The organism is Stenotrophomonas sp. (genome assembly GCF_050737575.1).
In the GTDB taxonomy this organism is placed as follows: Bacteria; Pseudomonadota; Gammaproteobacteria; order Xanthomonadales; family Xanthomonadaceae; genus Stenotrophomonas.
Genome location: NZ_JBOHXW010000001.1, coordinates 535,533 through 559,292 on the forward strand (window position 1 = coordinate 535,533; position 23,760 = coordinate 559,292).

At 64.6% G+C, this 23,760-nt stretch carries 21 protein-coding genes; 7 read left to right on the forward strand and 14 right to left on the reverse strand.

Annotation, left to right across the window (positions count from 1 at the left end; all coding sequences use genetic code 11):
• Positions 1-47 precede the first annotated feature (47 nt).
• From ACREP4_RS02470 to ACREP4_RS02495, 6 genes are all read right to left on the reverse strand, one after another.
• Positions 48-815 carry a hypothetical protein gene (locus ACREP4_RS02470; RefSeq protein ID WP_431594607.1) on the reverse strand — a complete coding sequence of 256 codons (768 nt, stop codon included), beginning with the start codon at positions 813-815 and terminating at the stop codon, positions 48-50.
• Positions 816-827: 12 nt separating this feature from the next.
• Positions 828-1,529, reverse strand: a complete 702-nt coding sequence (locus ACREP4_RS02475) for a C39 family peptidase (protein WP_431594608.1) — start codon at positions 1,527-1,529, stop codon at positions 828-830.
• A 149-nt stretch (positions 1,530-1,678) separates the two neighbouring features.
• The gene (locus ACREP4_RS02480) at positions 1,679-3,133 is read right to left on the reverse strand and encodes an adhesin (protein ID WP_431594609.1); all 1,455 of its coding nucleotides are present in this window, start codon (positions 3,131-3,133) and stop codon (positions 1,679-1,681) included.
• Positions 3,134-3,178: 45 nt separating this feature from the next.
• Complete coding sequence (locus ACREP4_RS02485; protein WP_431594774.1) at positions 3,179-3,778, reverse strand: hypothetical protein; 600 nt, start codon at positions 3,776-3,778, stop codon at positions 3,179-3,181.
• Between the two features lie 35 nt (positions 3,779-3,813).
• On the reverse strand, positions 3,814-4,347 hold the full coding sequence (locus ACREP4_RS02490) for a hypothetical protein (protein WP_431594610.1): 534 nt from the start codon (positions 4,345-4,347) through the stop codon (positions 3,814-3,816).
• Positions 4,348-4,691: 344 nt separating this feature from the next.
• The gene (locus ACREP4_RS02495; RefSeq protein WP_431594611.1) at positions 4,692-6,014 is read right to left on the reverse strand and encodes a dicarboxylate/amino acid:cation symporter; all 1,323 of its coding nucleotides are present in this window, start codon (positions 6,012-6,014) and stop codon (positions 4,692-4,694) included.
• 149 nt (positions 6,015-6,163) lie between these two features.
• On the opposite strand from ACREP4_RS02495, the gene ACREP4_RS02500 reads away from it, so the two are divergent.
• The 4 genes from ACREP4_RS02500 (at position 6,164) to ACREP4_RS02515 (ending at position 10,544) form a co-directional block, all read left to right on the forward strand.
• A complete protein-coding gene (locus tag ACREP4_RS02500; protein WP_431594612.1) occupies positions 6,164-7,870 on the forward strand; it encodes an alkaline phosphatase in 1,707 nt (568 codons plus the stop codon).
• A 214-nt stretch (positions 7,871-8,084) separates the two neighbouring features.
• Complete coding sequence (gene tilS, locus ACREP4_RS02505; protein WP_431594613.1) at positions 8,085-9,383, forward strand: tRNA lysidine(34) synthetase TilS; 1,299 nt, start codon at positions 8,085-8,087, stop codon at positions 9,381-9,383.
• 32 nt (positions 9,384-9,415) lie between these two features.
• Entirely contained in the window at positions 9,416-9,676 is a 261-nt protein-coding gene (locus ACREP4_RS02510) for an exodeoxyribonuclease VII small subunit (RefSeq protein WP_269791507.1), read from the forward strand.
• On the forward strand, positions 9,666-10,544 hold the full coding sequence (locus ACREP4_RS02515; protein WP_431594614.1) for a polyprenyl synthetase family protein: 879 nt from the start codon (positions 9,666-9,668) through the stop codon (positions 10,542-10,544). The genes ACREP4_RS02510 and ACREP4_RS02515 overlap by 11 nt, the downstream gene beginning before the upstream one ends.
• Here ACREP4_RS02515 and ACREP4_RS02520 read toward each other — a convergent pair.
• The 3 genes from ACREP4_RS02520 to pmbA all read right to left on the reverse strand — a co-directional run bounded on the left by ACREP4_RS02520 (position 10,522) and on the right by pmbA (position 12,630).
• Positions 10,522-10,740 (reverse strand): hypothetical protein, encoded by a 219-nt coding sequence (locus tag ACREP4_RS02520; protein WP_431594615.1) that lies wholly within the window; start codon positions 10,738-10,740, stop codon positions 10,522-10,524. The genes ACREP4_RS02515 and ACREP4_RS02520 overlap by 23 nt on opposite strands.
• Before the next feature lie 11 nt (positions 10,741-10,751).
• A complete protein-coding gene (locus tag ACREP4_RS02525) occupies positions 10,752-11,156 on the reverse strand; it encodes a DUF4870 domain-containing protein (protein WP_431594616.1) in 405 nt (134 codons plus the stop codon).
• A gap of 106 nt (positions 11,157-11,262) precedes the next feature.
• A complete protein-coding gene (pmbA, locus tag ACREP4_RS02530; RefSeq protein WP_431594617.1) occupies positions 11,263-12,630 on the reverse strand; it encodes a metalloprotease PmbA in 1,368 nt (455 codons plus the stop codon).
• A gap of 234 nt (positions 12,631-12,864) precedes the next feature.
• Between pmbA and yjgA the strand changes: the two genes are divergently transcribed.
• On the forward strand, positions 12,865-13,461 hold the full coding sequence (yjgA, locus tag ACREP4_RS02535; RefSeq protein ID WP_431594618.1) for a ribosome biogenesis factor YjgA: 597 nt from the start codon (positions 12,865-12,867) through the stop codon (positions 13,459-13,461).
• A gap of 217 nt (positions 13,462-13,678) precedes the next feature.
• Here yjgA and tldD read toward each other — a convergent pair whose 3' ends face one another.
• The 4 genes from tldD to ACREP4_RS02555 all read right to left on the reverse strand — a co-directional run bounded on the left by tldD (position 13,679) and on the right by ACREP4_RS02555 (position 21,219).
• On the reverse strand, positions 13,679-15,124 hold the full coding sequence (gene tldD / locus ACREP4_RS02540) for a metalloprotease TldD (protein ID WP_431594619.1): 1,446 nt from the start codon (positions 15,122-15,124) through the stop codon (positions 13,679-13,681).
• A 141-nt stretch (positions 15,125-15,265) separates the two neighbouring features.
• On the reverse strand, positions 15,266-19,087 hold the full coding sequence (locus ACREP4_RS02545; protein ID WP_431594620.1) for a YhdP family protein: 3,822 nt from the start codon (positions 19,085-19,087) through the stop codon (positions 15,266-15,268).
• Between the two features lie 39 nt (positions 19,088-19,126).
• Positions 19,127-20,617: a ribonuclease G gene (rng, locus tag ACREP4_RS02550; RefSeq protein WP_431594775.1), complete on the reverse strand. Its 1,491-nt coding sequence runs from the start codon at positions 20,615-20,617 to the stop codon at positions 19,127-19,129.
• Positions 20,618-20,622: 5 nt separating this feature from the next.
• Entirely contained in the window at positions 20,623-21,219 is a 597-nt protein-coding gene (locus tag ACREP4_RS02555) for a Maf family nucleotide pyrophosphatase (RefSeq protein WP_431594621.1), read from the reverse strand.
• 132 nt (positions 21,220-21,351) lie between these two features.
• Here ACREP4_RS02555 and ACREP4_RS02560 point away from each other — a divergent pair, with 132 nt between their 5' ends.
• On the forward strand, positions 21,352-22,089 hold the full coding sequence (locus tag ACREP4_RS02560; protein ID WP_431594622.1) for an SIMPL domain-containing protein: 738 nt from the start codon (positions 21,352-21,354) through the stop codon (positions 22,087-22,089).
• A 314-nt stretch (positions 22,090-22,403) separates the two neighbouring features.
• Positions 22,404-23,066 carry an energy transducer TonB gene (locus ACREP4_RS02565; RefSeq protein ID WP_431594623.1) on the forward strand — a complete coding sequence of 221 codons (663 nt, stop codon included), beginning with the start codon at positions 22,404-22,406 and terminating at the stop codon, positions 23,064-23,066.
• A 268-nt stretch (positions 23,067-23,334) separates the two neighbouring features.
• Here ACREP4_RS02565 and ACREP4_RS02570 read toward each other — a convergent pair whose 3' ends face one another.
• Positions 23,335-23,754 carry a type IV pilin protein gene (locus ACREP4_RS02570; protein ID WP_431594624.1) on the reverse strand — a complete coding sequence of 140 codons (420 nt, stop codon included), beginning with the start codon at positions 23,752-23,754 and terminating at the stop codon, positions 23,335-23,337.
• Positions 23,755-23,760 lie beyond the last annotated feature (6 nt).

The following is a 23,760-nucleotide window of genomic DNA, read 5'->3' on the forward strand; positions in this document are numbered from 1 at the left end:
ATTCCTCTGCGTTGTCCTTGCCAATGCCCGTGCAATGCACGGGCGGTTCACTGGCCACCCACCCCGCCAATCCCCCGATTGAGCGTGATGGCTTGTGCCACGTTTTGTGCCAGCGGCAGATTGCCGCCCAACGATTGCCTGACCAGATCGATCTGCAGGCGGTTACCCACCTGCTGACCGTCGGCCATCAACTGGATGCTCTGCCCCACGCTGCCACTGCGCATCCATTGCTGCACTGCCCCTTGGCCTTCCAGACGCAACTGCAATTGCGCCGTGTTGCCGTCAAAGCTGGCCGAGGCACTGGCTTCGCCCGCCTGTGCCAACGCGCTGCTCGCCCCGCCCCCATTGCCCTGCCCCGGAATCACACCGTCATTGCGCACGTTCAGATGCAACACGTTGCTGGCGCGGTTGCCGTCGCCTGCGATCTGCACGCTCTGGCTCAGACCAGCGACGTTCTGCAAACCGCTGCCATCAATGGCCCGACCGCTCGCATCGGGCAGCGGCGCGTTGGCGGCGGTGATGTTGACGCTGGGGGTGAAGCTGACTTTGGGCTTGTTGCCCTTGCTGAAATCCATCGCCAACGTGAGCGCGCCCTGCAGCGTCTGGCCGCTGGCGGTCTGCCAGTTGGAAATCATGGTCACGCCGAACCACGCCACCGCATTGCCACCGACGGTGTAACGCCCGCGCATCAGATTGAGTTCGTTATCGGGAATTTCCTGCAGACCCTTGCCGGCGTGTGCAGTGGTCTCTCCGGCCTGGATGGGCAGCGCGACACCCAGCGCAAGCACCAACAGACAGGGTTTGAAAATGGTCATGACATCGCTCCTTCAGAACAGGTCGGCATGGGTAAAGCCGAAGTCGACCAGTTCGGCATCGGTGATCGGCCCAGGCCCCTGGCGTGCAGCCAGCGCACGCGCGCTTGGCCGTTCACTGGGTTGCAGCAGTGCCGTGTTGCGGTCGAAGTCGCTGCCAATCACCACGAACACCGCGCGTGACGGCCACGCCTCCAGAAACTCAGCCAAGGGCACCACCCGGTTACCCAGAATCGGGTCGGCCACTTCAGCCATACCATCGCGGATCTGCTTGAGCACGACGAAGTGGCGGAAGCCGCGCACATCCATCAGCACCAGCCCGGGCACCCGCAGGCTTGCCAGGCGATCTTCGTTGACGCGATAGCCGCGTCCGCGCATGCCCAGCGATTCGACGTAACGTTTGATGTCCAGCAGCGAGAACCCACGCTGGCGGACCAGTTCCGGATCAGCCACGCCCATCATCCCTTCGATCACCGTCGCCTCGTCGGTGTTCAAGTGGTAGGCATGTTTGAGAATGGTTGCCAATGCAGCCGCACCGCAGCTGTAGTCGGTGTGCTGTCGCACCAGGTTGCGGAAACGACGCTCCTGCATGCTCTCGACCTGGCCGCTGTACAACCCGCCGTTGGGCAACACGCCACTGAAGGCGACGTCGCCGGCGCGCACCATCTGCGGTGCCATCAGCAATGCACAAGCCAGAATCAGAGTCTTGCCGAACATGAGTGTCGCGTCTCCAACGTCTTCAGCAGGTGGGAGCCCCAGCTCCACGGGGGAGAGGAACAGGGGCTCCCGGTGTCACCCGGCCATTGGCGGATGGCCGGGCTTGTTGCTCAAGGCTGAAACATCATCCAAGCGGATGACGCGGCCAGTTACGGCTCGTTGCCGCCACCACCGCCGGTGCCACCACCCGTGGAGGGTTGTGCGACAGCCAGTGCCAGGCTGTTGGCCTGCAGGTTGCCGGTGCCCGAGGACACGTTGACGCCAATGTTGCCGGAGGCGCCAGAGAACGCGCTGCCTGACAGGCTGGCGGTATTGGTCGCATCAACCGCGATCCAATCGATGTCCAGTACATGCCCGCTCAAGCTTGCGGTCAGGTCGGCGGTGCCCATCTCCGAGAAGCTCAGGTTGCCCTTCTCGTCGGTATCCCATGCCATGCCGCCCACTCCCGGCTTGTTCGGGTTGGCCACAGCACCCTGGGTCTCGTTGTCCCAATCCGAGTGACCGGTCTGGTCACCTGCCGGATGCCTGTCGCCTTCCCAGTTATCCGGGTAGAAGTTGGTCTTCTGGTAGGAGTTGCCGGTGCCGGTGTAAGTGCCGGTGCCGGTGCCCTTGGTGGTCCCGGTGACCTTGCCGCTCATGCTGATCGAGTAGCTGTTGACCAGGTAGTCGTAGTAGCCGTCATTGCTGACTTCGTTGCCCGAGGACACCTGGTTGGAGCTGATGCTCGAAGTTGCATAGGCGCTGGTGGCTACCGAGGCGGCCAGAGCGTTCTTCTGCTCGTTGTTGTTGCCCGAGGTGACGTTCACGCCGATGTTGCCCGAGGCACCATTGAAGGCATTGCCACCCACACCGGCGGTGTTGGTCACACCGTAGTTCATGGTGTAGTTGTTCATGCCGCTCTGGTGGACGAACACTTCCGCGTCGGCCATGCCGAAGCTGAAGGATGCATCGGCTGCCGACAGCGCAGCTGCGTTGTCCTGGGCGTTGTTGTCGCCGGCGGCGACGTTGAAGCCAAGGTTGCCCGAGGCAGTGGAACCCACGTCATCGGCAATCGACGCGTCGTTGGTCAGCAGGCCGTTGTCGGCTTCGTTGTTGGAGATCGACTGACGGTTGTCGATGATGGCAATCGCCGCCGAATCCAGGTCGATGTCACCGGTGATGGTCGGATCACCGGAGAAGTTGACGTCCGAGCTCAAGCGGATGTCCTTCTCGAAGTTCACATCAACGCCGTGGTTGTTCTTTTCCTTACGCTCGTCGGCGCTGATGTTCGAGGTCTTGTTGACGTTCTCGGTGACATCGTTGGACCAGGTGCTGGTGGTCTCGGTGTTGGTGCGCGTGTCGGTGTTGCTCCGGGTATCGGAGTAACGCAGCCAGGCAGCGGCATCCAACTTCAGGTCGATATCGGTATCGACGTTGGTATTTACGTTCGTGTTTACGTTCGTATTGGTGTTGGTATTCGTGTTGGTATTGGTGCGCGTCTCGTTCACGTTGTGCTGGTGATCGATGTTCGCGCTCGCGTCTTTGTCGTCCGCCGCACTGGCCGCCGCACTCATGGTGAGTGCCGTGACCGCCATGGCGAGTACAGTCCATTTATTCGCTTTCATGGTGCCCTCTTCAGTTTTCTGATGATCGAGTGGATGGAACGTTGCTCACGGGGTGCCCTGCACGGAGATGCTGAATCTGTTCTCCGTTGCATTGCCTGATCCCGCGATCTGATTGAGTTGCAACACACCGTCAAACCCGCGCAATGCGGATGCTTCCACGCCCACCCTGCGGGTGACGCGCGGATCATTGACGGCAGGTTGCCCCCCTGCCGACGCGAGCGCCGAGGACGACGCCATTGCGTCATCGCTTGCCTCGCGTATGCCCTGTGCGGCCAACGTCGCGGTCACGGAGTTCAACTCCGCGTTGCCGCTGCCACTGGCCTGATTGATTGACGCAATGCCGCTGGCGCCGGCCAGTGCATTGCCTGCGATGCGGGCGCTGGCCTGCATCGGTGTGTCGAATACATCGGAGAGATGTCGCTGCGTGGCGCTGACGCTTGCCGTTGCATTACGGCCGCTGGCGAAGCTGTGCAGATTGGCCTGCAGGTTCAAATCACCGGCGGCCTGATTGACGGTGATTGCGCCGTTGGCACCGGCCAATGCATTGCCGTCGATATGCGCATCCGTGGACAGGTACGACAACATGCCCGCATATGCGTCCGCCCTGGATTGCGCCAACAGCGGCGCAGCCATCGCCACGCCCATGATCAGCGCAAAGCATTTCGCTGGAAGGTGCCGGCTCATTTGCCACCTGGCCCGGTCGGCTGACCCAGCGGGAACTGCGCCAATGCGCCGCGCACCTGGTCACCAATGCCGCGCGTGGCGCCGCCCACCGCGCCCATCGGGCCGCCGATGGTGCGTGCCATCTGTCCACCGGAGAGTGCACCGCCGTCGCCGACCACACGACCCAGCGTGCCACCCACCACGCCAACGGTGACGCGCTCGACCGTGGTCTGCCCATGGTGGGACAGGGACGCATCGGCCAGGCCGGATTCCATCGAGGCGTAATCCGCATCGCTGAGTTCGTCCATGCCGCCTGCGCCCAGTGCGGCGGCCAACTCTTTGCGCGGCGATGGATCGGCAATCAAGGCCATGCCCGGCGGTTGCATGCGGTAGGCCGGCCGCGTGGAGACATCGCGCAGCAACACAATCTCGCCCGGCTGCGCCTTTACACCTTGGCGCGCGCCCGACGCCTGCACCACAGTGCTGGCAGCTGTCATCAGCACCAAGGCCCCGATCAAACCGGTGACGCGATTACTGGTCCTGCTGTCCATTGCCCCGCCCATTCGTTCCGATGGGGGACTAAGAGCAGCAACCATGCCAACGCACTTTTATCAATGAAAACAAGGCGATGAGTGCAAGGTGTAAACCGCGCGACTGTATCCCTGTCACAGCGGCACAGCGGGGCGCGGGTACACATCGGCAGCCATTCACGGAACCACGAGCACGCAGCAGCGCGGCTCTCCAGCCGCTGTATCAGCCGTGTTACAGGTCGGTGTTACACCCTGTTACAGCTGCCGAAGGGATCACGATTTTCGGCAGCACCTGCTTCGGCAAACAAAAAAAAAGAAGGCCGGCAAGCCGACCTTCGTTCTTGTGTGTTGCGATGCTCCCAACGTTAGCTGCGGGTATCACCACTGCCCACGCTGACCGTTCCCACCGCGTCGTAAACCTGCTGGTCCAGCAATCCGGTTTCCTTGGCCACGATCACCGGCACCACCATCTGTCCGGTCACGTTGGTCATGGTCCGCATCATGTCGAGAATGCGGTCGATGGCGTACAGATAACCGATGGCTTCCAGCGGCAGGTTGGCCGCGCTCAGCACCACGGTAGCCATCACCACTGCCGTACCCGGCACGCCGGCCGTGCCGAAGCTGCCCAGCACCGAAGCGATCATCACCACCACGTATTGCTCGGGCGTCAGCGGCACGCCGGTGTATTGCGCGATGAACACCGCGCACAGCGCCGGGTAGATCGCGCCGCAGCCATCCATCTTGATGCTGGCACCCAGCGGCACCGCAAACGAGGCGTAATCCTTGTTGACGCCGAGATTGTCGGTGATCGAGCGCATCGCCACCGGCATCGCCGCAAAACTTGACGAGGCCACGAACGCCACCTGCATGCCCGGCGCCGCACCCCGGAAGAACTTGATCGGGTTCAACCCATGCGCCAGCAGCAAGCCGCTGTAGACGATGACGATGTGCAGCGCGCAGGCCACGTACAACGCCAGCACGAAGTTACCGAGCGGCAGCAGCTTCTCGAAACCGTAGGTGCCCACCAGCCCGGCGATCAAGCCAAAGGTACCCAGCGGCGTCATCTCCAGCACGAAGCGGGTGACCTGGATCATGATCTCGCTCATCTGGCCCACCAGCTTGCGGGCCTCGCTGACCTTCTCGCCCAGTTTGACCATCGCAAAGCCGAGCAGACCGGCGAAGAAGATCACCGGCAGGATCGAACCACGCCCGGCCGCCAGCACCGTTTCGCCGGCCGCATTGACCCGCGTGCCGATGCCGGCCAGCGCGTAGAACACATTGGACGGCACCACATCCATCAGCACCCGCGCCACCGACGGCACGTCACGCGGCGTGTACGCGCTGTCCACGCTCAGCTTCAGGCCACCGGTGCCCGGCTGCATCACCGTGCCCACCGCCAGCCCGATACCCACCGCCAGAATGGCGGTGATGATGAACCACAGGAAGGTGCGCCCGCCCAGCGCGGCCACCGACTTCTGGCCATGCAGCGAGCTGATCGCGTTGATCACCGCGAAGAACACCAGCGGCACCGCGATCATCTTGATCAGGGTGACGTAGATCTCGCCCAAGGGGCCAAACCACATCTCGGCGGCGGGCCCCAGGACCCAACCGGCCAACGCGCCCAGCACGAAGCCGCCCACAACACGCTGCCAGAAGGGAATCCGCAGCCAGGCAGATACCACGTTCATAAAGGGAATCCGGAAAACAAAATCGAGGCGGCCACGATAGCGCAAGCCTTGCCGCAGCACGATCCCGGCAGGGAAAAGCTGCGTGTCATATGCATGCCTTCCGGGCTTGCCCATAATGGCCGTCTGTCTTCACGCCGGTATCACTACAGATGCAAAAAGCCACGTTCCTGTCCGCTGCCCTGTCCACCCTGCTGCTCGGCGCCTGCGCCAGCACCGCGCCCCAGTCCTCCACGGCCGCCACTTCGGCAATCCACGTGGACGTGCCCAAGGTGGCGCACCCGGACGGTGAAACCCCGCAGTGGTGGTACCGCGATGGCGCAGCCCGCGCAGCGGCCAATGGCGCCATGGCCGGCAAGGCAAAGAACGTGATCCTGTTCTTGGGCGACGGCATGAGCCTGACCACCGTCGCCGCCGCCCGCATTCTGGAAGGCCAGCGCAACGGCAATCCGGGTGAAGAGAACCTGCTGTCCTGGGAGCGCTTCCCGGCCACGGCATTCAGCAAGACCTACAACACCGATTCGCAGACCCCCGATTCGGCCGGCACCATGACCGCCATCACCACCGGCGTGAAAAGCCACATGGGCGCCATCGGCGTCAGCGCCGGCAGCCGCAACAACTGCGCCGACAGCCTCAACAAAGAACTGCTGACCTGGCTGCAACTGGCCGACAGCGCTGACATGGCGACCGGTATCGTCTCCACCGCGCGCCTGACCCACGCCACCCCGGCCGCCACCTATGCGCACTCGCCCGAGCGCAACTGGGAAAACGACACCGACCTGCCCGAAGCGGCCAAGGCCGCCGGCTGCGCGGACATCGCCCAGCAGTTGCTGTCCACCTCGCGCTACGGTCGTGGCCCGTTGGTCGCCCTCGGCGGCGGTCGCGGCCAGTTCACCACCATCAACGAACAAGACCCGGAATACGACGACAAGGTTGGCCTGCGCCTGGACGGCCGCAACCTGGTCGCCGAATGGCAAGCCGCCCATCCGCAGGGCGCCTATGTCTGGAACGCCGACCAGCTCAAGGCCGCCGGCAACGCACCGGCACTGCTTGGCCTGTTCGAGCCGGACCACATGCAGTACGAGCAGGACCGCGCCAAGGACCGTGCCGGTGAGCCGTCGCTGGCCGAACTCACCCGCGCGGCCATCGCCAACCTGTCCAAGCACAAGGAAGGCTATGTGCTGATGGTGGAAGGCGCGCGCATCGACCACGCCAACCACAGCGGCAACGCCGCCCGCGCACTGGGCGACACCATCGCCATGTCCGACGCGGTCAAGGCCGCCATGGACGCCACCTCGGCCGACGAGACGCTGATCATCGTCACCGCCGACCACTCGCACACGCTCAACTTTGTCGGCTACCCGGCACGCGGCAACGCCATCCTCGGCAAGGTCAAGGACAAGGGCGGCGAAGACGGCATGGGCGCGTTGGACTTGGCCCGCGACGGCATGGGTATGCCGTACACCACGCTGAGCTACGCCAATGGCCCGGGCTACACCGGCGCCAGCAACCAGCAGCCAGCCGGCCCGAAGAAATTCCCGCACGGCCCGAGCAGCTTCGAGGCCGCCAATGGCCGCCCCGACCTGACCCACGTCGACACCGAGCACCCGGATTACATGCAGGAAGCGCTGGTGCCGTCCAAGAGCGAATCGCACGGTGGCGAAGACGTCGGCATCTGGGCACGCGGCCCCGGCAGCAATGCCGTGCGCGGCACGATGGAACAGAACACCATCTACCACCTGATCGTGCAGGCCACTCCACGTCTGCGTGAGCGGCTGTGTGCGCTGTCCACCTGCGATAGCAAGGGCGTGCCGGTCGATCTACCGAAGCCGAAGAACTTCGAGCGCAAAGCGCAGTGACGTGTAGTTGAGCCCCTCTCCCGAAAAACGGGAGAGGGGTTGCGGTGGGGGCGCTCGAAAGTCAGCCCCGTAGGCTGGGATGCAGCACTGCGCAATCCCAGCACCGCCGAGCCAAACGCTGGGATTCCATCCCAGCCTACGGGCTGCTCCCATCATCGTTTGCCGCCCGCACGAATTGCGGTTGCCGCACCCCGCGCCGATACTCGGCACCGCCATGCACCTGCTTCCGCCCTCTCTGCTCGACGCTGCGAACCACCTCCCGGTGATGGTCGGCTTCAGTGGTGGGCTGGATTCAACCGTGCTGCTGCACCTGCTCGCTCACACTGCTGCGCGTGCACCCGGCAACTTGCGCGCGGTGCATGTCCATCACGGCCTGCAAACGCAGGCCGATGACTGGGAGCGGCATTGCCGCGATGTCTGCGCACAATGGAATATCCCGCTGCAGGTCATCCGTGTCGACGTCGCCCGCGACAGTGGTGAAGGGCTGGAAGCCGCCGCGCGCAATGCCCGCCACACCGCCTTCAAGGCACAACTGCAGCAAGGCGAATGGCTGGCCTTGGCGCACCATCAGGACGACCAGGCCGAAACCTTCCTGCTGCGTGCGCTGCGCGGATCGGGCGTTGACGGGCTGGCGGCTATGCGTGAGTTGCGCGCGTTCGGCAACGGCCAGCTGTGGCGCCCCTTGCTACTCGTGTCCCGCGCCGCGCTGGAAGCCTACGCGCAGCAACATCAATTGCAGTGGATCGACGACCCCAGCAACGACAGCGACGGCTTTGATCGCAACTTCCTGCGCCTGCAGATCATGCCGCTGCTACGCGAGCGCTGGCCGCATGCGGCCGCAGCGATGGCACGCAGCGCCGCGTTGACGAGCGATGCCAGCGACCTGCTCGAACAGCAGGACAGTGACGACCTGCGCACTTGCCTTCAGGCCGACAACACACTTTCCATCGCGGCACTGAAACAACTGAGTGACGCCCGCCAAGCACGCGTGCTGCGCCGCTGGACGCGCCACTGCCAACTGCCGCCACTGCCGGCCAACGGCGTGCGCAGCATCCACCGGCAGCTCCTGCAGGCCGCAGACGACCAGCAGGCCGAGTTCCGCTGGGGCAAGGCAAGAATCGTGCGCTGGCGCGAGCAGCTGCACGCGATAACACTGCTGCCGGAATGGCCGCCGGGCTGGCAAGTACAGTGGGATGGCCGCACCCCGATCTCGTTGCCCGACGGCGCAACCCTGTCGCTGCACGGCACCAACGCATTCGACCAACCGCTCACGCTACGCCAACGTCAGGGTGGTGAGCGTATCCAGCTGCCGGGGCGCGTGCATTCACACGCGCTCAAACACTGCCTGCAAGCGGCCGACACGCCGCCGTGGCTGCGCCCGCATCTGCCGTTGCTGTGCGATGGCGAAACCGTACTGGCCGCCGGTGATCGCATCATTTCCGCAGCGTTGCAGCTCTGGTTGCAGGCGCATGACGCGCAGCTGCAGTGGCAACCGCCAGATCCGGTGAATTGACCCTTTCCCGCTGGCCGCTCACACTTGCCCCCATGCCCAAGAAGTCCCCCAACGAAGCCTCGCCGGTCGCCCACTTCGAGCAGTCGCTCGACGAACTGGAGCTGCTGGTAGAGAAGATGGAAGCCGGCGATCTGAGCCTTGAGCAGTCGCTGGCCGCCTATGAACGCGGTGTCGGCCTGTATCGCCAGTGCCAGCAGGCGCTGGAACAAGCCGAACTGCGCGTGCGCCTGCTCACCGATCCCGCCCAGCCGGAAAAATCCGAGCCGTTCGACAGCGTTGGCAATGACGACTGACGCCCTGTTTGCCGCCTGGCTGCAACGCATCGAACAGCAACTGCAACGCGCCCTGCCCGACCCCGACATCGCCCCGAAAGGCCTGCACCAAGCCATGCGCTACGCAGCATTGGGCGGCGGCAAGCGCATGCGTCCGCTGCTGGTGTACGCCGCCGGCCACGTATTTGGTGCTGACGATTCCCGCCTGGATGCTGCCGCAGTGGCAGTCGAATTGATCCACGCCTATTCGCTGGTACACGACGACCTGCCGGCAATGGACGACGACGATCTGCGTCGCGGTCGCCCGACCACCCACATCGCATTTGACGAAGCCACCGCGATCCTTGCCGGTGACGCCCTGCAAACCCGCGCCTTTGAAGTGCTGGCAGAAGCCGATCTGCCAGCGGAGCTGGCCTTGGCCTGCCTGCGCACCTTGGCCAGTGCTTCCGGTGCCGCCGGCATGTGTGGCGGCCAAGCGCTGGATATCGACGCCACCGGTCATCAGCAGCCACTGGCCGACCTCAAGCGCATGCACGCACTCAAGACCGGCGCACTGATTCGCGCGGCGGTACGCATGGGCGCGCTGTGCGGTAACGCCAGCGACGACGAACTCGCGCGGCTGGACGCATTCGCCGACACGCTCGGCCTCGCCTTCCAGGTGCGCGACGACATCCTCGACGTGGAAGCCAGCTCCGAGCAGCTCGGCAAAACCGCAGGCAAGGATCAGGCACAGGACAAGTCCACCTTCCCGTCGCTATTGGGCATGGACGGCGCCAAGGCCACGCTCGACGAACTGGCCGACACCATGCAGGCGACGCTCGCACCGTTCGCCGATCGCGCCGCTGCACTGTCCGCATTGGGCGAACTCACCGTAAAGCGATCGCACTGAGCCGCAGGCTGGGATGAAATCCCGGCCACGCATCGTCGTTGATGCGAATGACGCCGGTCTCGATGCCGGCAACAACGCAACAATCGGAATGCCGCATCACGATCACCGACTCACCATTCCTGCTGCGCAACGTCTCCAATACATACAAACACCAGAAACAAAAAAGCCCGGATTTTCCGGGCTTTTTTGCAACCACCTGCAGATCGATTACTTGATCAGGCGCAGGGTGAACGGATAGCGGTACGTCACGCCTTCATTGGCCTTGATGCCAGCCATGATCGTGAGCACCAGCCACGCCACGCCCAGTGCGATCGAAAGCGGGATCACCACAATCAGGCCGATGCCGAGCGTCACCACCGACAACACCACCAACGCCAGCGCAACAATCGCCAGCGTGATATTGAAGTTCAACGCTTCCTTGGCCTGATCAGCTGCAAAGCTCATGGTGTCTTTCTTGACCAGCCAGATCACCAGCGGGCCAACAATGTTGCCAACGCCGCCGGTGACAACGCCGGTCAACGCGGACAGGTGACCAAACATCGCCCACTGACGCTCTTCACTGCTTGCATCGCCAACCGGCGGCGGTGGCGGATTGTTCTGATAGTCGCTCATAGCGTCCCCTTATCCTTGTTGTGGGTTGAAATGTGTAACGGATCTACCGCTATAAGAATGACGCCTAAATCAGGATAAGCATAGCCCGCAACTATCAAATGCCATCTCAATTGTCGCCGGCCACCGTCATCTTCCCGACCAGGATCGAGCCGACCGACACATGCGAGCGCGGATCGACGTCGCTGCCCACCGCCTCGATCCCGGCGTACATCTGTTTGAGGTTGCCGGCGATGGTGATGCCGTCGACCGGATAGGCAATCTGCCCGTTCTCCACCCAGAAGCCGGCAGCACCGCGCGAGTAGTCGCCGGTGATGCCATTCACGCCCTGCCCCATCAGCTCGGTCACCAGCAAACCGGTGCCCATACCCGACAGCATGGACGCGCGGTCGCCCGCGTTGGCCGCCACTTTCAGGTTATGCACGCCACCGGCATTGGCGGTGGTCTTCAAGCCGAGCCGACGCGCCGAGTAGCTGCCCAGGATGTAACGCTGCAACACGCCATCGGTGATCAACGCCGAATTGCGCGTGGCCACGCCTTCGCCATCGAAGGTGCTGGAACGCAGGCCGCGCGGCAGCAGCGGCATTTCATCGACGGCAAACCATTCCGGGAACAGCCGGGTGTTGACGCTGTCGAGCAGGAAGCTGGCGCGGCGGTACAACGCGCCGCCAGACACCGCACCCAGCAAATGGCCGATCAGCGAGCGCGCCATCTCTGCGGAAAACAGCACCTGCACTTCGCCGGTCGGCAACGAGCGCGGCTGCAGGCGCGACAGCGTACGCTCGGCAGCGATGCGGCCCACCTGCGCCGGGTCGGTCAGGTCTTCGCGCGCCAGTCCGCTGGTGTACCAGCCGTCGCGCTGCATGCCATCGCCTTGACCGGCGATCAGCGCACAGCCGATGGAATGGTGGCTGCTGCGCTCCCGGCCGATGAAGCCGTGCGAGTTGGCGTACACCGACAAGCTCTGCGCGGTGGCCGCCGAGGCGCCGTCGGAGTTGCTGATGCGGCTATCAGCCGATCGCCCTGCCGCTTCACAGGCCAGCGCCAGGTCCAACGCCTCATCGGCGCTGAGCGCCCACGGATGCCAGCCATCCATGTCCGGGAACTGGGTCGCCATCAACTCGGCATCGGCCAGGCCAGCGGCCGGATCGTCTTCGGTATGGCGGGCAATCGCGCAGGCCTGCGCCACGGTGGATTCCAGGCTGGATTCCTGCAGATCGGCGGTGCTGGCGCTGCCCTTGCGGTGGCCGAAGTAGACGGTCACGGCAATGCCGCGATCGTGGGTGGATTCCACCGTTTCCACCTCGCCCAGGCGGACGTTCACATCCAGCCCGCGCTCCTCGCTGCAGCTGACCTCCGCCTGTGTGGCGCCCAGGGCACGGGCCTTCTCCAACAGCCGCTGGGAGATGCCGGCCAGCTGTTCCAGGCGCGGCAGGCTGTCATCGGTGGAAGCGTTGTGGGTGGTAATGGCGTTCAATGCTTTATCCTTGTTGGCCGAATCCCTTCACATCGCCCGGCGTAGCCTGCCCGGACGGGGTGCGGATCCTTTGCGAAGCACCGGCCATCTGGGCCGGACTTGAGATGTGATGCGAGCCCCTCGCAAGGTTTCCGGTCAAGCATGGCCGGAAAGGCATGATGCGAATCTCTCGCGAAACCCCGGCCCTTTGTGACCGGATTTTTCAATAACTGAAGTTTAGTGGGTAGCAGTACGATGCGCGGACGCGACCAAGATACCGGCGAATTTTTAGGCGAAAGCCGCAGCCAGAACCGGCGCGAAGCGCTGGAAGTGCTGGCCCTGGGCGAGAAGCTGGTAGAGCTGACTCCGGCCCAGTTGGCACGCCTGCCGATTCCGGAAGGCCTGCTGGAACATATCGAGTACACCAAGCGCATCACGTCGCACGGTGCCCGCAAGCGCCAGCTGGCCTTCCTGGCCAAGCAGATGCGCCGCGAAGAGGACGAAACCCTGGAGGCCATCCGCGACGCGCTGGATGCCAACAGCGACACCTCACGCCGCGAAGTGGCCATCATGCACCGCATGGAGCGTTGGCGTGAGCGCCTGCTGGCCGAAGGCGATGCCGCCCTTGCCGAACTGCTGGACGAGCACCCCGACGCCGATCGCCAGGAGCTGCGTACGCTGGTACGCAATGCACTGGCCGAGAAGGCCAAGAACAAGCCGCCGCGCGCCTACCGTGAGATCTACCAGGTGCTGCGCGAGCTGATGCTTGCACCGGTGCTGAGCGCGGCTGCGGAAGTTGGTGGCGATGATGATGACGACGCTGATGATGTGGAAGGCGACGAACAGGATTGATCTGGACTGAGGGGCTTTGCTGCTGGTTTGGTTCTGTAGCGAAAGGCTCCCCCTCATCCGCCCCTTGCGGGGCACCTTCTCCCGCAGGCGGGAGAAGGGATTGCATATCTGCAGTTCGAGGGGGACTCTGCAAAGTTCCAAATGCCAGCTGTCCCTTCTCCCGTTTACGGGAGAAGGTGCCCCAATGGGGCGGATGAGGGCCGCTCCTGAAGCACCCTCAAGCCTGCGTACCACCCACGGTAATCCCTTCGATCAGCAACGACGGCTGGCCGACGCCGACCGGCACGCTCTGGCCGTCCTTGCCGCAGATGCCGACGCCTTCGTCCAGCGCCAGGTCGTTACCGATCATGCGCACTTTCTGCATCGTCTCCGGGCCGTTGCCGATCAAGGTGGCGCCCTTCACCGGCGCGGTGATCTTGCCGTCTTCAATCAGGTACGCCTCGGTGGCGGAGAACACGTATTTGCCGCTGGTGATATCCACCTGGCCGCCACCAAAATTCACCGCGTACAAGCCCTTCTTCACCGAACGGATCATCTCCTGCGGGTCGTGATTGCCGGCGCGCATATAGGTGTTGGTCATGCGCGGCATGGTCATGTGCGCGAACGATTCGCGGCGACCGTTGCCGGTAGGCTTTACGCCCATCAGGCGTGCGTTGAGCGTGTCCTGCATGTAGCCGACGAGAATGCCGTCCTCGATCAGCGTGGTGCACTGCGTGGGCGTGCCTTCGTCGTCGATGTTGAGCGAGCCACGGCGGCCGTCCAGAGTGCCGTCGTCAACGATGGTGACGCCCGGTGACGCCACGCGTTCGCCGATGCGGCCGGCATAGACGCTGGTGCCCTTGCGGTTGAAGTCGCCTTCCAGTCCGTGGCCGACCGCCTCGTGCAGCAGCACGCCGGGCCAGCCCGGGCCGAGCACCACCGGCATCACCCCGGCCGGGGCCGGGATCGCTTCCAGATTGACCAGCGCCTGCCGCAGCGCTTCGCGGGCCAAGCCTTCCGGGCGGTCATTGGCAAACAGTTCTTCATAGCTGTAACGGCCGCCGCCGCCGGAATAGCCGGATTCGCGGCGTCCGTTCTGTTCAACGATCACCTGCACGTTCAAGCGCACCAGCGGCCGCACATCGGCCGCCAACACGCCGTCGCTGCGCGCGATCAGCACGGTATCGACGCCGCCGGACAGGCTCACCATCACCTGCTGCACGCGCGGGTCCGCCGCGCGCAGGTAGCGGTCCAGACGCTTCAGCACCTCGACCTTGGCTTCGTTACCAATGCTGTCCACCGGATCCAGCGCCGGATACAGCGCGCGGCCGCTGCCGCGCACCAGCGCGCGCACGTCCTGCGCACCGCCATCGCGGGAGATGGCGCGGGCCGACTGTGCGGCAGCCAGCAACGCGGCCGGCTGGATGTCGTCGGAATAGGCAAAGCCGGTCTTCTCGCCGGAAATGGCGCGCACGCCAACGCCTTGCTCGATGGCATGGGCGCCGTCCTTGACGATGCCGTCCTCCACGCTCCAGCTCTCGCGGCGCGAATGCTGGAAATACAGGTCGCCGAAGTCGATGCCCGGCCCCAGCAGGGTGCCGAAGGTACGTTCAAGGCGGTTGGCGTCCAGCCCGGCGGGCAGCAACAGGCGGGTTTCGGCGAGCGTGAGGGCGTTGTCGGTCATGACATTCCAGATGGGGGCCGGGCCTGCGCTTCGCAAGCTGGCGGGGCAATCAGAAGTGGATTCGCGCCCCGGAAACGCGGGGCGCGCAATGGAAGCGCGAGGGGATCAGCGGCTCCAACGATGAGGGCTGCGCACAGCGTGTCAGAGACCGGGGGCGGCTGGCGTGATTACCGGCGGCGGCGCGCGCGGGGTGTCGCGGTCGATCACTTCCACCTTGGGGTCTTTCCACGGCCCGGTGACCTTGTAGGTCTTGGAGCCGATTTCGCCCAACGGCTTGCCAAGCACCGCATTGGCCGCAGCGCCGACCGCCGCGCCCACCGGGCCACCTGCGACCGCGCCGACCACGGTGAGCAGATTGCCCGAGCGCGGGTTGACGTCGATGGTCTGGTCGAACTGCTGGCTGCGCAGGTCGGCCTGGCCGCGAATGGTGATGTTGGCCGCCGGCGCCTCGATGGCGATTTTGTCGGTGCTGGCCATGCCGCCGTCAAAACGCACCGCGCCTTCGACGTGATTGAACGCCAAGCCCTTGGAGAAAAGATCGCGAAAATCCAGCATCAGTCGACGCGGCAGCTGCGCCACACTCAACAGCCCGAGCACTCGACCGGCGCCCGGCTCCACTTCCAGCAGCTGGCCGTTGCGCAGGTTCATGCTCAGCCCGCCTTCCAGATTGGCCAGACTGAACGCCATCGGCGCGGCGTTCCAGTTGACCTGCAACTGCATCTGCCCTTGCCCGCTACGCACCTGGCCGCCGTAGCCGAGCCGCTGCATCAGATCACCGAGGTCTTCGGTCTGCACGTTGGCGCTGGCTTCGGTGCGGGCTTGCGCGCCCATGCCGCGCCACTGCCCATGCACGTCGATGGTTTGTTTGGGCGCGCGGATCTGCAGCTCCTGCACGCGCAGGCCATCGGCCAACGGTTGGGTGCGCAGGCGCGTCTGGCCCAGCTTCACCGTGCCGAATTCCAGGTCTTCGATATCCAGCGCCAGCGGCGGGATGTTGGCCGGATTGACCGGGGCCATCGGCGTGTCGGTGGATTCCACCGCTGCCGCTTTGGCGGCCTGCCAATGCACACGCTCAAGCTGGCCGCTGACGGTGCCGCCATCGGCCTGCGGAATATGCAGGTTGCCGGCCAATGCCGGGCCGCTGAGCTGCACCGCCACCGCATCGGCACCCGGGCGCAATTGCAGGCGCGTCTGCGGGAAACGCCCGCCGATCAGCAGCAATTGGTCGGCCAGCACGTCGACATGTTTCAGCGCGAGTCCGTCCTTGTCCTGGGCGCTATCACCACCGCGCGCCAGGCTGATCCACTCCAGCGCATCAAGTGAGGGCGTGCGGCCGTTGACCACCAATCCGTCGGCTGGCGGTTCGTGATCCACCCGATCACTGCCCATCGTCACCTGCACGCCGGTCTTGCCGTTCTGGCTGCGCGCGGCCAAGGCCATCAACTTGCCGAAAGCGACATCGATACGCCCGCTGCCCATCGGCAAGGCGGCCTGCACGGTGGTTGGCAGTGCCTCGCCGGCCGGCTTATTCAGTGGCGCCGGCAATTGCAGCCGCGTGCCCTGCAGATCCGACTGCAGGGTGAGCAACGTTGGCGGCGCGGCACGGCTGCCCGCCGCGACCTTGGGCAAGCTGACGCCAACGGTCCAGTTGGAGGTGCCGTGCACATACGGTTTGAGCCAGCCCAGCTCGGGCGCGCGATTGAGCAGGTTGCCAGCGTCCAGCGTGGCGGTGAGTTCCGCCTCGAACGCATTCGCGGGATTTTTGACCGGGTCGCCCGCGCGCAATGCCAGCACGCCATCGCGTTCCTGATGCCGCACCTGCAAGGCCGGCGCGTCAAACCCATTGCCACCGTACTGAACCTTGCCGCGCACGTTGTCGAACTGCAGATCCCAGCGCTTGTCGGCCAGACGCGCGCCGCGCAGATCCACCGTGCCCTGCAGGCGGCCGGCGCCATCGCCGCGACGCAACGGCTGCTGCAGGTCGAAGCTGACGCCGGCCGTGCCGGATACCGTCAGGTTGTCCAGGGTTTCGCCATAGGTCGCCTGCAACGGGCTCTGCTTCAACATCGCCAGCAGCTGGCTGCCATCGTCCACGGTATTGGCGCGCACCTGCAGCAGCGACTCGTGGAAGTCGGCAATGCCGGCCTGCATGCGGTCGACCTTCACCCCGGCCAGCTCGCCCTTGCCCTGCAACTCAAACCCATTGGCGATGAAGTTGATGTCCGCATCCACCTGGCGCATCACCGGCCAATCCTTGTGGAAGCGGATGCTGCCGTCATCAATACGCCCACCAGCTTCAAAGCGGCCGTCATGGTTGTCGAACGGCCAGTCGTCCAGGTCGCCCACGGCCAGCCCGGTGCCGCCGCGCAGGGTGCCGTCCACCAGCGCCGCGTCCAGCCAGTCCATGGCGGCCTGGCTCATGCTTGAGCGCACCCAGAAACTCTTGGCGGCGGTCAGCGGAACGTCGTCGATCTTGGCAGCCAGACTCATCCACGGCCGCGTGCCGTCGCCCTGGAACCACATGCTGCCGCGCACATCGGCCGCGTAGTTGCGGCCCTGCACACGCAATGCCGGCGTACCGACCTGCCAACCGTCGCCCTCGCGCCAGCCGATCAATTCGCCTGACAGGCGCAGCTCGTGCAGCACGCCAAACCCGGTGGGCCAGTCGAAACGCACTTCGTGGTCGGGCAGCAGGCTCAGCGATACCGCTTGTGCGTCGCCTTCAAAGCGCCCGCGCAGGCCACTCAAACCCGGGCTCTTGCCGACGGGATCGAAGCTGGCATCAAGCAGCTCACCTTCCGCGCGCAACGGGCCATCGGCATCGCCGACGATGCGCACGTCGGCAAAGCGCAGCTTGGGCCGCGACTGGTTCAACCAGCGCCGCAGATCCGGCGACAAGCGCTCGCTCAGCGCCGCCACGCGCAGCAGCGGGCCAGCGTCGAGTTGTTTGCCCTGCAGCGCGAAATGTTTGCCGCCGGCCAGCAGCAGGCCATCGAGCACCTGTGGCTCGCCGCTTTCGGTAATGCGCAACAACGGCGCATCCAGCCGCCAGCCGCCGTCGATGGACTTCCAGCGCGCACGCAGCTGCAGCTGTTTGAAACTGCTGGAAGGTGCCTCGGTTGCCGACTGCAACGGCGCGCCGGACAGTTGCACGTCTTCCAGCTCGCCTTCGGCGGTGACGGCGACCACGCGGTGATCGTGCAGCTGCACCCAACCATTCAACTCACCCTTGCCTTGGCGCAACTGCACGCCGGCAAAGCGCAACAACGGCGACCACGCCGCAAGATCCGCCGGCTCGGCCGACAGCCACGCCTGCCCATCGCCGCGATCGCGCTGGAAATCCAGCACTGCGGTCAACGGTGGTGCCGCGGTATCAATCCAACCTTTGGCGCCGACCCGCAACCGCTGGCCGTCCACACGAAGGCGCAGATCCACGCGCGGAACGCGCGCCTGCACGCCGATGGACGGCGCCGCGACCTGCAACTGGCCGCCGATAACCTGCAACTCACCCAGACGCCGCAGCGCATCGAGTGGATCGCCACCGCTGTCAGCGCTGGGCAAGCCACGCACCGACCAGCGGCCGTCGTCGGCGCGCTGCAAGGTCAAGGTCAAACCACGCAGGCGCAATTCGGTCAGCGGTGCACCCGGCAACAGGCCCGAATACAACGCAACAAGCACTTCAGCCTGACCGACACGCACACCGCCGCCGCTGCCAATACGCAGGCCATCGAGCTGCAGCAGCGGACCGCGCCGGGTCCAACGCGTGTCCAAGCGGTCGAACGCCACCGGCTGGCCGGCGCGTTCACTCAACCAGGCGGCGACCTTGTCCGGGTGCGACTCCACCATCGGCAACAACTGGCTGAGCGTGCCGACCAACAAAGCCACGCCCACCAGAACCAGCGCCAGTGCAAACAGCACATGACGTCGGAGATGCCGCAAACGGTGGTGCCACAGCGTGGTCATTCGCCAACGCCGCCCTCCACCACGGAAGCGAGGCCGCGATCAGAGCAGCACAACATCGAACTGCTCCTGCAGGTACTGGTCATCGGCCTGGAAACGGATGCTCTTGCCGAGGAATTCCTCCAGCTCGGCCACCGCCGCCGACTCTTCGTCGGTGATGCGCGCCACGACCTTGGACGAGGCGATCACCAACAGGCGCGCCGCCTCGAACTGGCGCACGGCGCGGGTGATCTCGCGGAAGATCTCGTAGGTCACAGTCTCGGTGGTTTTGATGCTGCCGCGCCCGCTGCACTGCGGGCAGGTTTCCGACAACTGCCGCTCCAGGCTTTCGACCGTGCGCTTGCGGGTCATTTCGACCAGACCCAGCGGCGAGAAGTCGTAGACCGTGGTTTTGGCGTGATCGCGGGTCAGCGCTTTTTCCAGCGTACGCAGCACCTGACGGCGATGCTCGGGATCATCCATGTCGATGAAATCGATGATGATGATGCCGCCCAGGTTGCGCAGCCGCAGCTGGCGCGCCACCGTCTGTGCCGCCTCCAGATTGGTACGGAACACGGTTTCTTCCAGATTGCGCTGGCCGACGAACGAACCGGTGTTCACGTCGATGGTGGTCATCGCCTCGGTCTGATCGATGACCAGATAACCGCCGGATTTGAGCGGCACCTGCTTGTTCAACGCCCGGACGATCTCATCCTCCACGCCAAACATGTCGAAGATCGGGCGGTCGCCGGTGTACAGCTCCAGCTTCTCGTCCAGCACCGGCATGTACTTGGCGACAAAGGCCTTGAGCTGGATGAAGGTTTCCTTGGAATCCACCTTCACCTTGTCCACGTCCTTGCGGATCAGATCACGCACCGAACGCAGCGGCAGGCTCAGGTCTTCATAGATGACGCTGCACGACGCCGCTTCGCGGCCACGCCGTTCCACCACATTCCACACGCGCGACAGGTACGAGATGTCCTCGGCCAGCGCCTCGGCCGGCTGGCCTTCGGCATTGGTACGCACGATGTAACCGTAGCCGCCGTGCTGGGCGGAAATTTCCGTGACCAATGACTTGAGGCGGGCGCGCTCGGCTTCGTCTTCAATGCGCGCCGACACACCGACCATCTTCGACTGCGGCAGCAGCACCAGATACCGCGAGGGAATGCTGATGTGCGTGGTCAACCGCGCACCCTTGCTGCTGATCGGGTCCTTGACCACCTGCACCACCACGTCCTGCCCGTCGCGCAACAACTCGACAATCGGCACCGACGAGGGCAACGGCAGGGTCGGCGCGGTTTCATCGGTGTCGCCGACCACCGGCGCCGGTCGCACCACATCGTTGGCGTGCAGGAACGCGGCACGCTCCAGCCCCACTTCGACGAACGCGGCCTGCATGCCCGGCATCACCCGCTGCACCTTGCCCTTGTAAATGTTGCCGACCACGCCACGGCGCCAACCGCGCTCGATGTGCAGCTCCTGCAACATGCCGTTCTCGATCACCGCCACACGGGTTTCGCGCGGCGTGACATTCACCAGAATTTCTTCGGACACGTCCTTCATTCCCCCTCGTCCATGGAACTGCTTGCCGCCCCGGCAGCGAAGGCCGACAGCAATGCGTCGGTCTGCTGCAACGGCAACCCCATTACCCCTGAATAACTGCCCGCCAGATGGCTGATGAAACGCTCCGCGCCCCCTTGGATCGCATAGCCACCGGCCTTGCCCATCGGTTCGCCGGTGGCGACGTAGGCAGCGATCTGCTCAGCGCTCATTGACGCGAATGTCACTTCGGACGTCACCGTCTCCAGCGCATGCCGCCCGTGCGCCACCAGCGCCACCACGGTGATTACCCGGTGCGTACGGCCGGCCAGCGAGGCCAGCATCGCGGCCGCATCGGCCGCATCAGCCGGCTTGCCATACACCCGGTCACCCAGCACGACTTCGGTATCCGAGCCCAGCACGACCGCCTGCGGGTCATCGGCCAGCCGCGCCAAGCCGGCGCGCGCCTTGTCCAATGCCACCCGGCACACGTAGGCTTCGGCTGGCTCACCTGCGGCACGCACCTCCGGCACGTCCACATCCAGGACATGGAAGGGCACACCAAGGCGGGTCAGGAGTTCATTTCGACGGGGGGAGCGGGAGGCAAGATAAAGCATCGCGGAAGCATAACCTGCGCCAGCTACCTGAATGATCCGCCACGTCGCGAATGTGACAGCAACCCCGCGCTGGCTCACCACACGTTCATCGCTCCGAACTTCAACTTCACGATCCATCCAAGGAGGATCCTCATGCGCCGCCAACACGCCTTCGCCCCGCTGCTGCTGTCCCTGTCACTTGCCTTGGGAGCCACGATGACCGCCCACGCTCAAACCGTCCCGACCGTTGTCGCCAGCGACGCCACGTTGCTGAACATCTCCGCCCAGGCCGAGGCACGCCGCGTCCCGGACATCGCCACCCTGTCGGCCGGCGTGGTCACCCAGGCTGCGGATGGCAACACCGCCATGCGCGAAAATGCCGTGCAGATGGACAAAGTGATGGCCGCGATCAAGGCCGCCGGCATCGCCGAGCGCGACATCCAGACCAGCGGCATCAACCTCAGCCCGCAGTACCGCTACGCCGAGAACGAGCCGCCGAAGATCACCGGCTACCAGGCCAACAACACCGTCAGCCTGAAAGTGCGTGACATCGCCAAGCTGGGCAAGGTGCTGGACAGCCTCGCCGCCCAGGGCGCCAACCAGATCAACGGCCCCAGCTTCGAGATCGACCAGCCCGAGCCGGTCTACGACGAAGCCCGTCTGGCCGCACTGAAGAAGGCCCAGGTCCGCGCCGAGACCTACGCCAAGTCGCTGGGCCTGCGCGTGCGCCGCATCGTCAGCATCTCCGAAGGCAGCCAGGGCGGCTTCCGCCCGATGCCGATGATGGCCATGGCCGGCCGCTCGGCCAAGGCAGAAATGGACACCGCTGTCTCCCCGGGCGAAACCACCGTCTCGGTCAACCTCGACGTGGTGTTCGAACTCGGCCGCTGATTCAAGCGTTCCATGTGAATCGACAGCGGCGCCTTGGGCGCCGTTGTCGTTTCCGGAGGCAATGCAAGAAGCGGCGCCATTCAAACCGCAGCAAACGCGACCGTAGGCTGGGATGAAATCCCAGCACCACAAAACCCTCCCCAGCAACTCCAGCAATCCCCAAAAGCTGTCCAGCAGATAACCAACAATCCAAACCCCGCTTGCCGCCGCCCCAATTCACTGGCGCACTGGCCTCACGCAGGCCGGAACCTGCAACCCCGTCCTGTGTCATCGCGCGTTGTCTTCTGTCACACGCCCACGCATGGAGGTCGAACATGGTCCGCACGCAACCCCGCACCCCGTCGCTGCACTTCGAGCCGTCCCGCATCTTCGCCTACAGCACTGCCATCGCCCTGCACGCACTGGCGCTGGGGATGTTGCTGATCCCACTGGCCCAGGCCCCCATCCGCAACGACACCGTGCGCGAACCGCGCTGGCAGGTACCGGAAGTGAAGCCGGTGACCCCCACGCCACCGCGTCCTGATCCCATCCCCGTCACTCGCGCGCCGGCACCGCCGCGCCAACCCGCCCTGCCCGCGCCGGTCGACAACGCACCCATGCCGATCTTCGCCACCGAAGCCATCATCAGCGCACCGGTCGACGTCGCACCCGTCGAAACCAACGCACCGGCCATTGATTCCATCGCACCGTCCTCGCCACTGGAAGGCGTGCAGCTGCGTTACCAGCGCGCACCCGCACCGGCCTATCCGCGCGATGCGTTGATGGCCGGCGCACAAGGCACCGTGACCCTGCGCGTACTGGTCGGCGAAGACGGTTCACCACTGGAAGTCACCATCGAACGCAGCAGCGGCAACCGCAGCCTGGACGCTGCTGCACGCACCCAAGTGCTACGCCGCTGGAAGTTCCACCCGGCCGTGGATGCCGGCCGCCCGGTACAGGCCTACGGACTGATTCCCGTTGATTTCAAACTGGGCTGACGGCAGGAAGACGTGCATGTTGAGTACCTGCAGGGAGGCGCCGGTTTAGCGTTTCCCTGCAGGTCGCTGTTTGAATGTAGAAGCAGCATTTATTGCTACGAACCAAGCCACACAGCGCCCAGCAAACCACTCAATCGCGAAGCGCATTGCCTCGTACCCGATCCACCACCCCGAACGCCAAAAAACAACATGGGCCGCAACGGCATCGCCGGCGGCCCATGTTCATTTCGCGTCAGTGTGAATCAGTAAATGGGTGCAACGCCGTACATTAGAAACACTGCGCAGCAACAGTCCCCGTCACTCCGTTCGCCGTACGCTCACCAGCCTGATTGATGCCGAGTGTTCCGCACTTGGTGTCCTTCGTGGCCTGCGATCCTTTCGGCGTCGCGGTCAGACTGAAGGTGGTGGCATCCGGCTTACCCGGATCAATCGTGTAGTACTCCGCGATTTCATCGTCACAGGCAGTCGTTGGCACTTGCGCATCCTCGTACCCCTTCATCGGATAGCTGGTGTAATGGCGCTCCAAAAACTGCACTTTCTCCAGCAAACACCCGGCAGCAGCCACACGCCTCGTCTTGACCACATGTTCGACGTAGCTCGGGTACGCAATACCGGCCAGGATGCCGATGATCGCCACCACGATCATCAGCTCGATCAACGTGAAACCCTTTTGATTGGACATCGTCATTCCCCT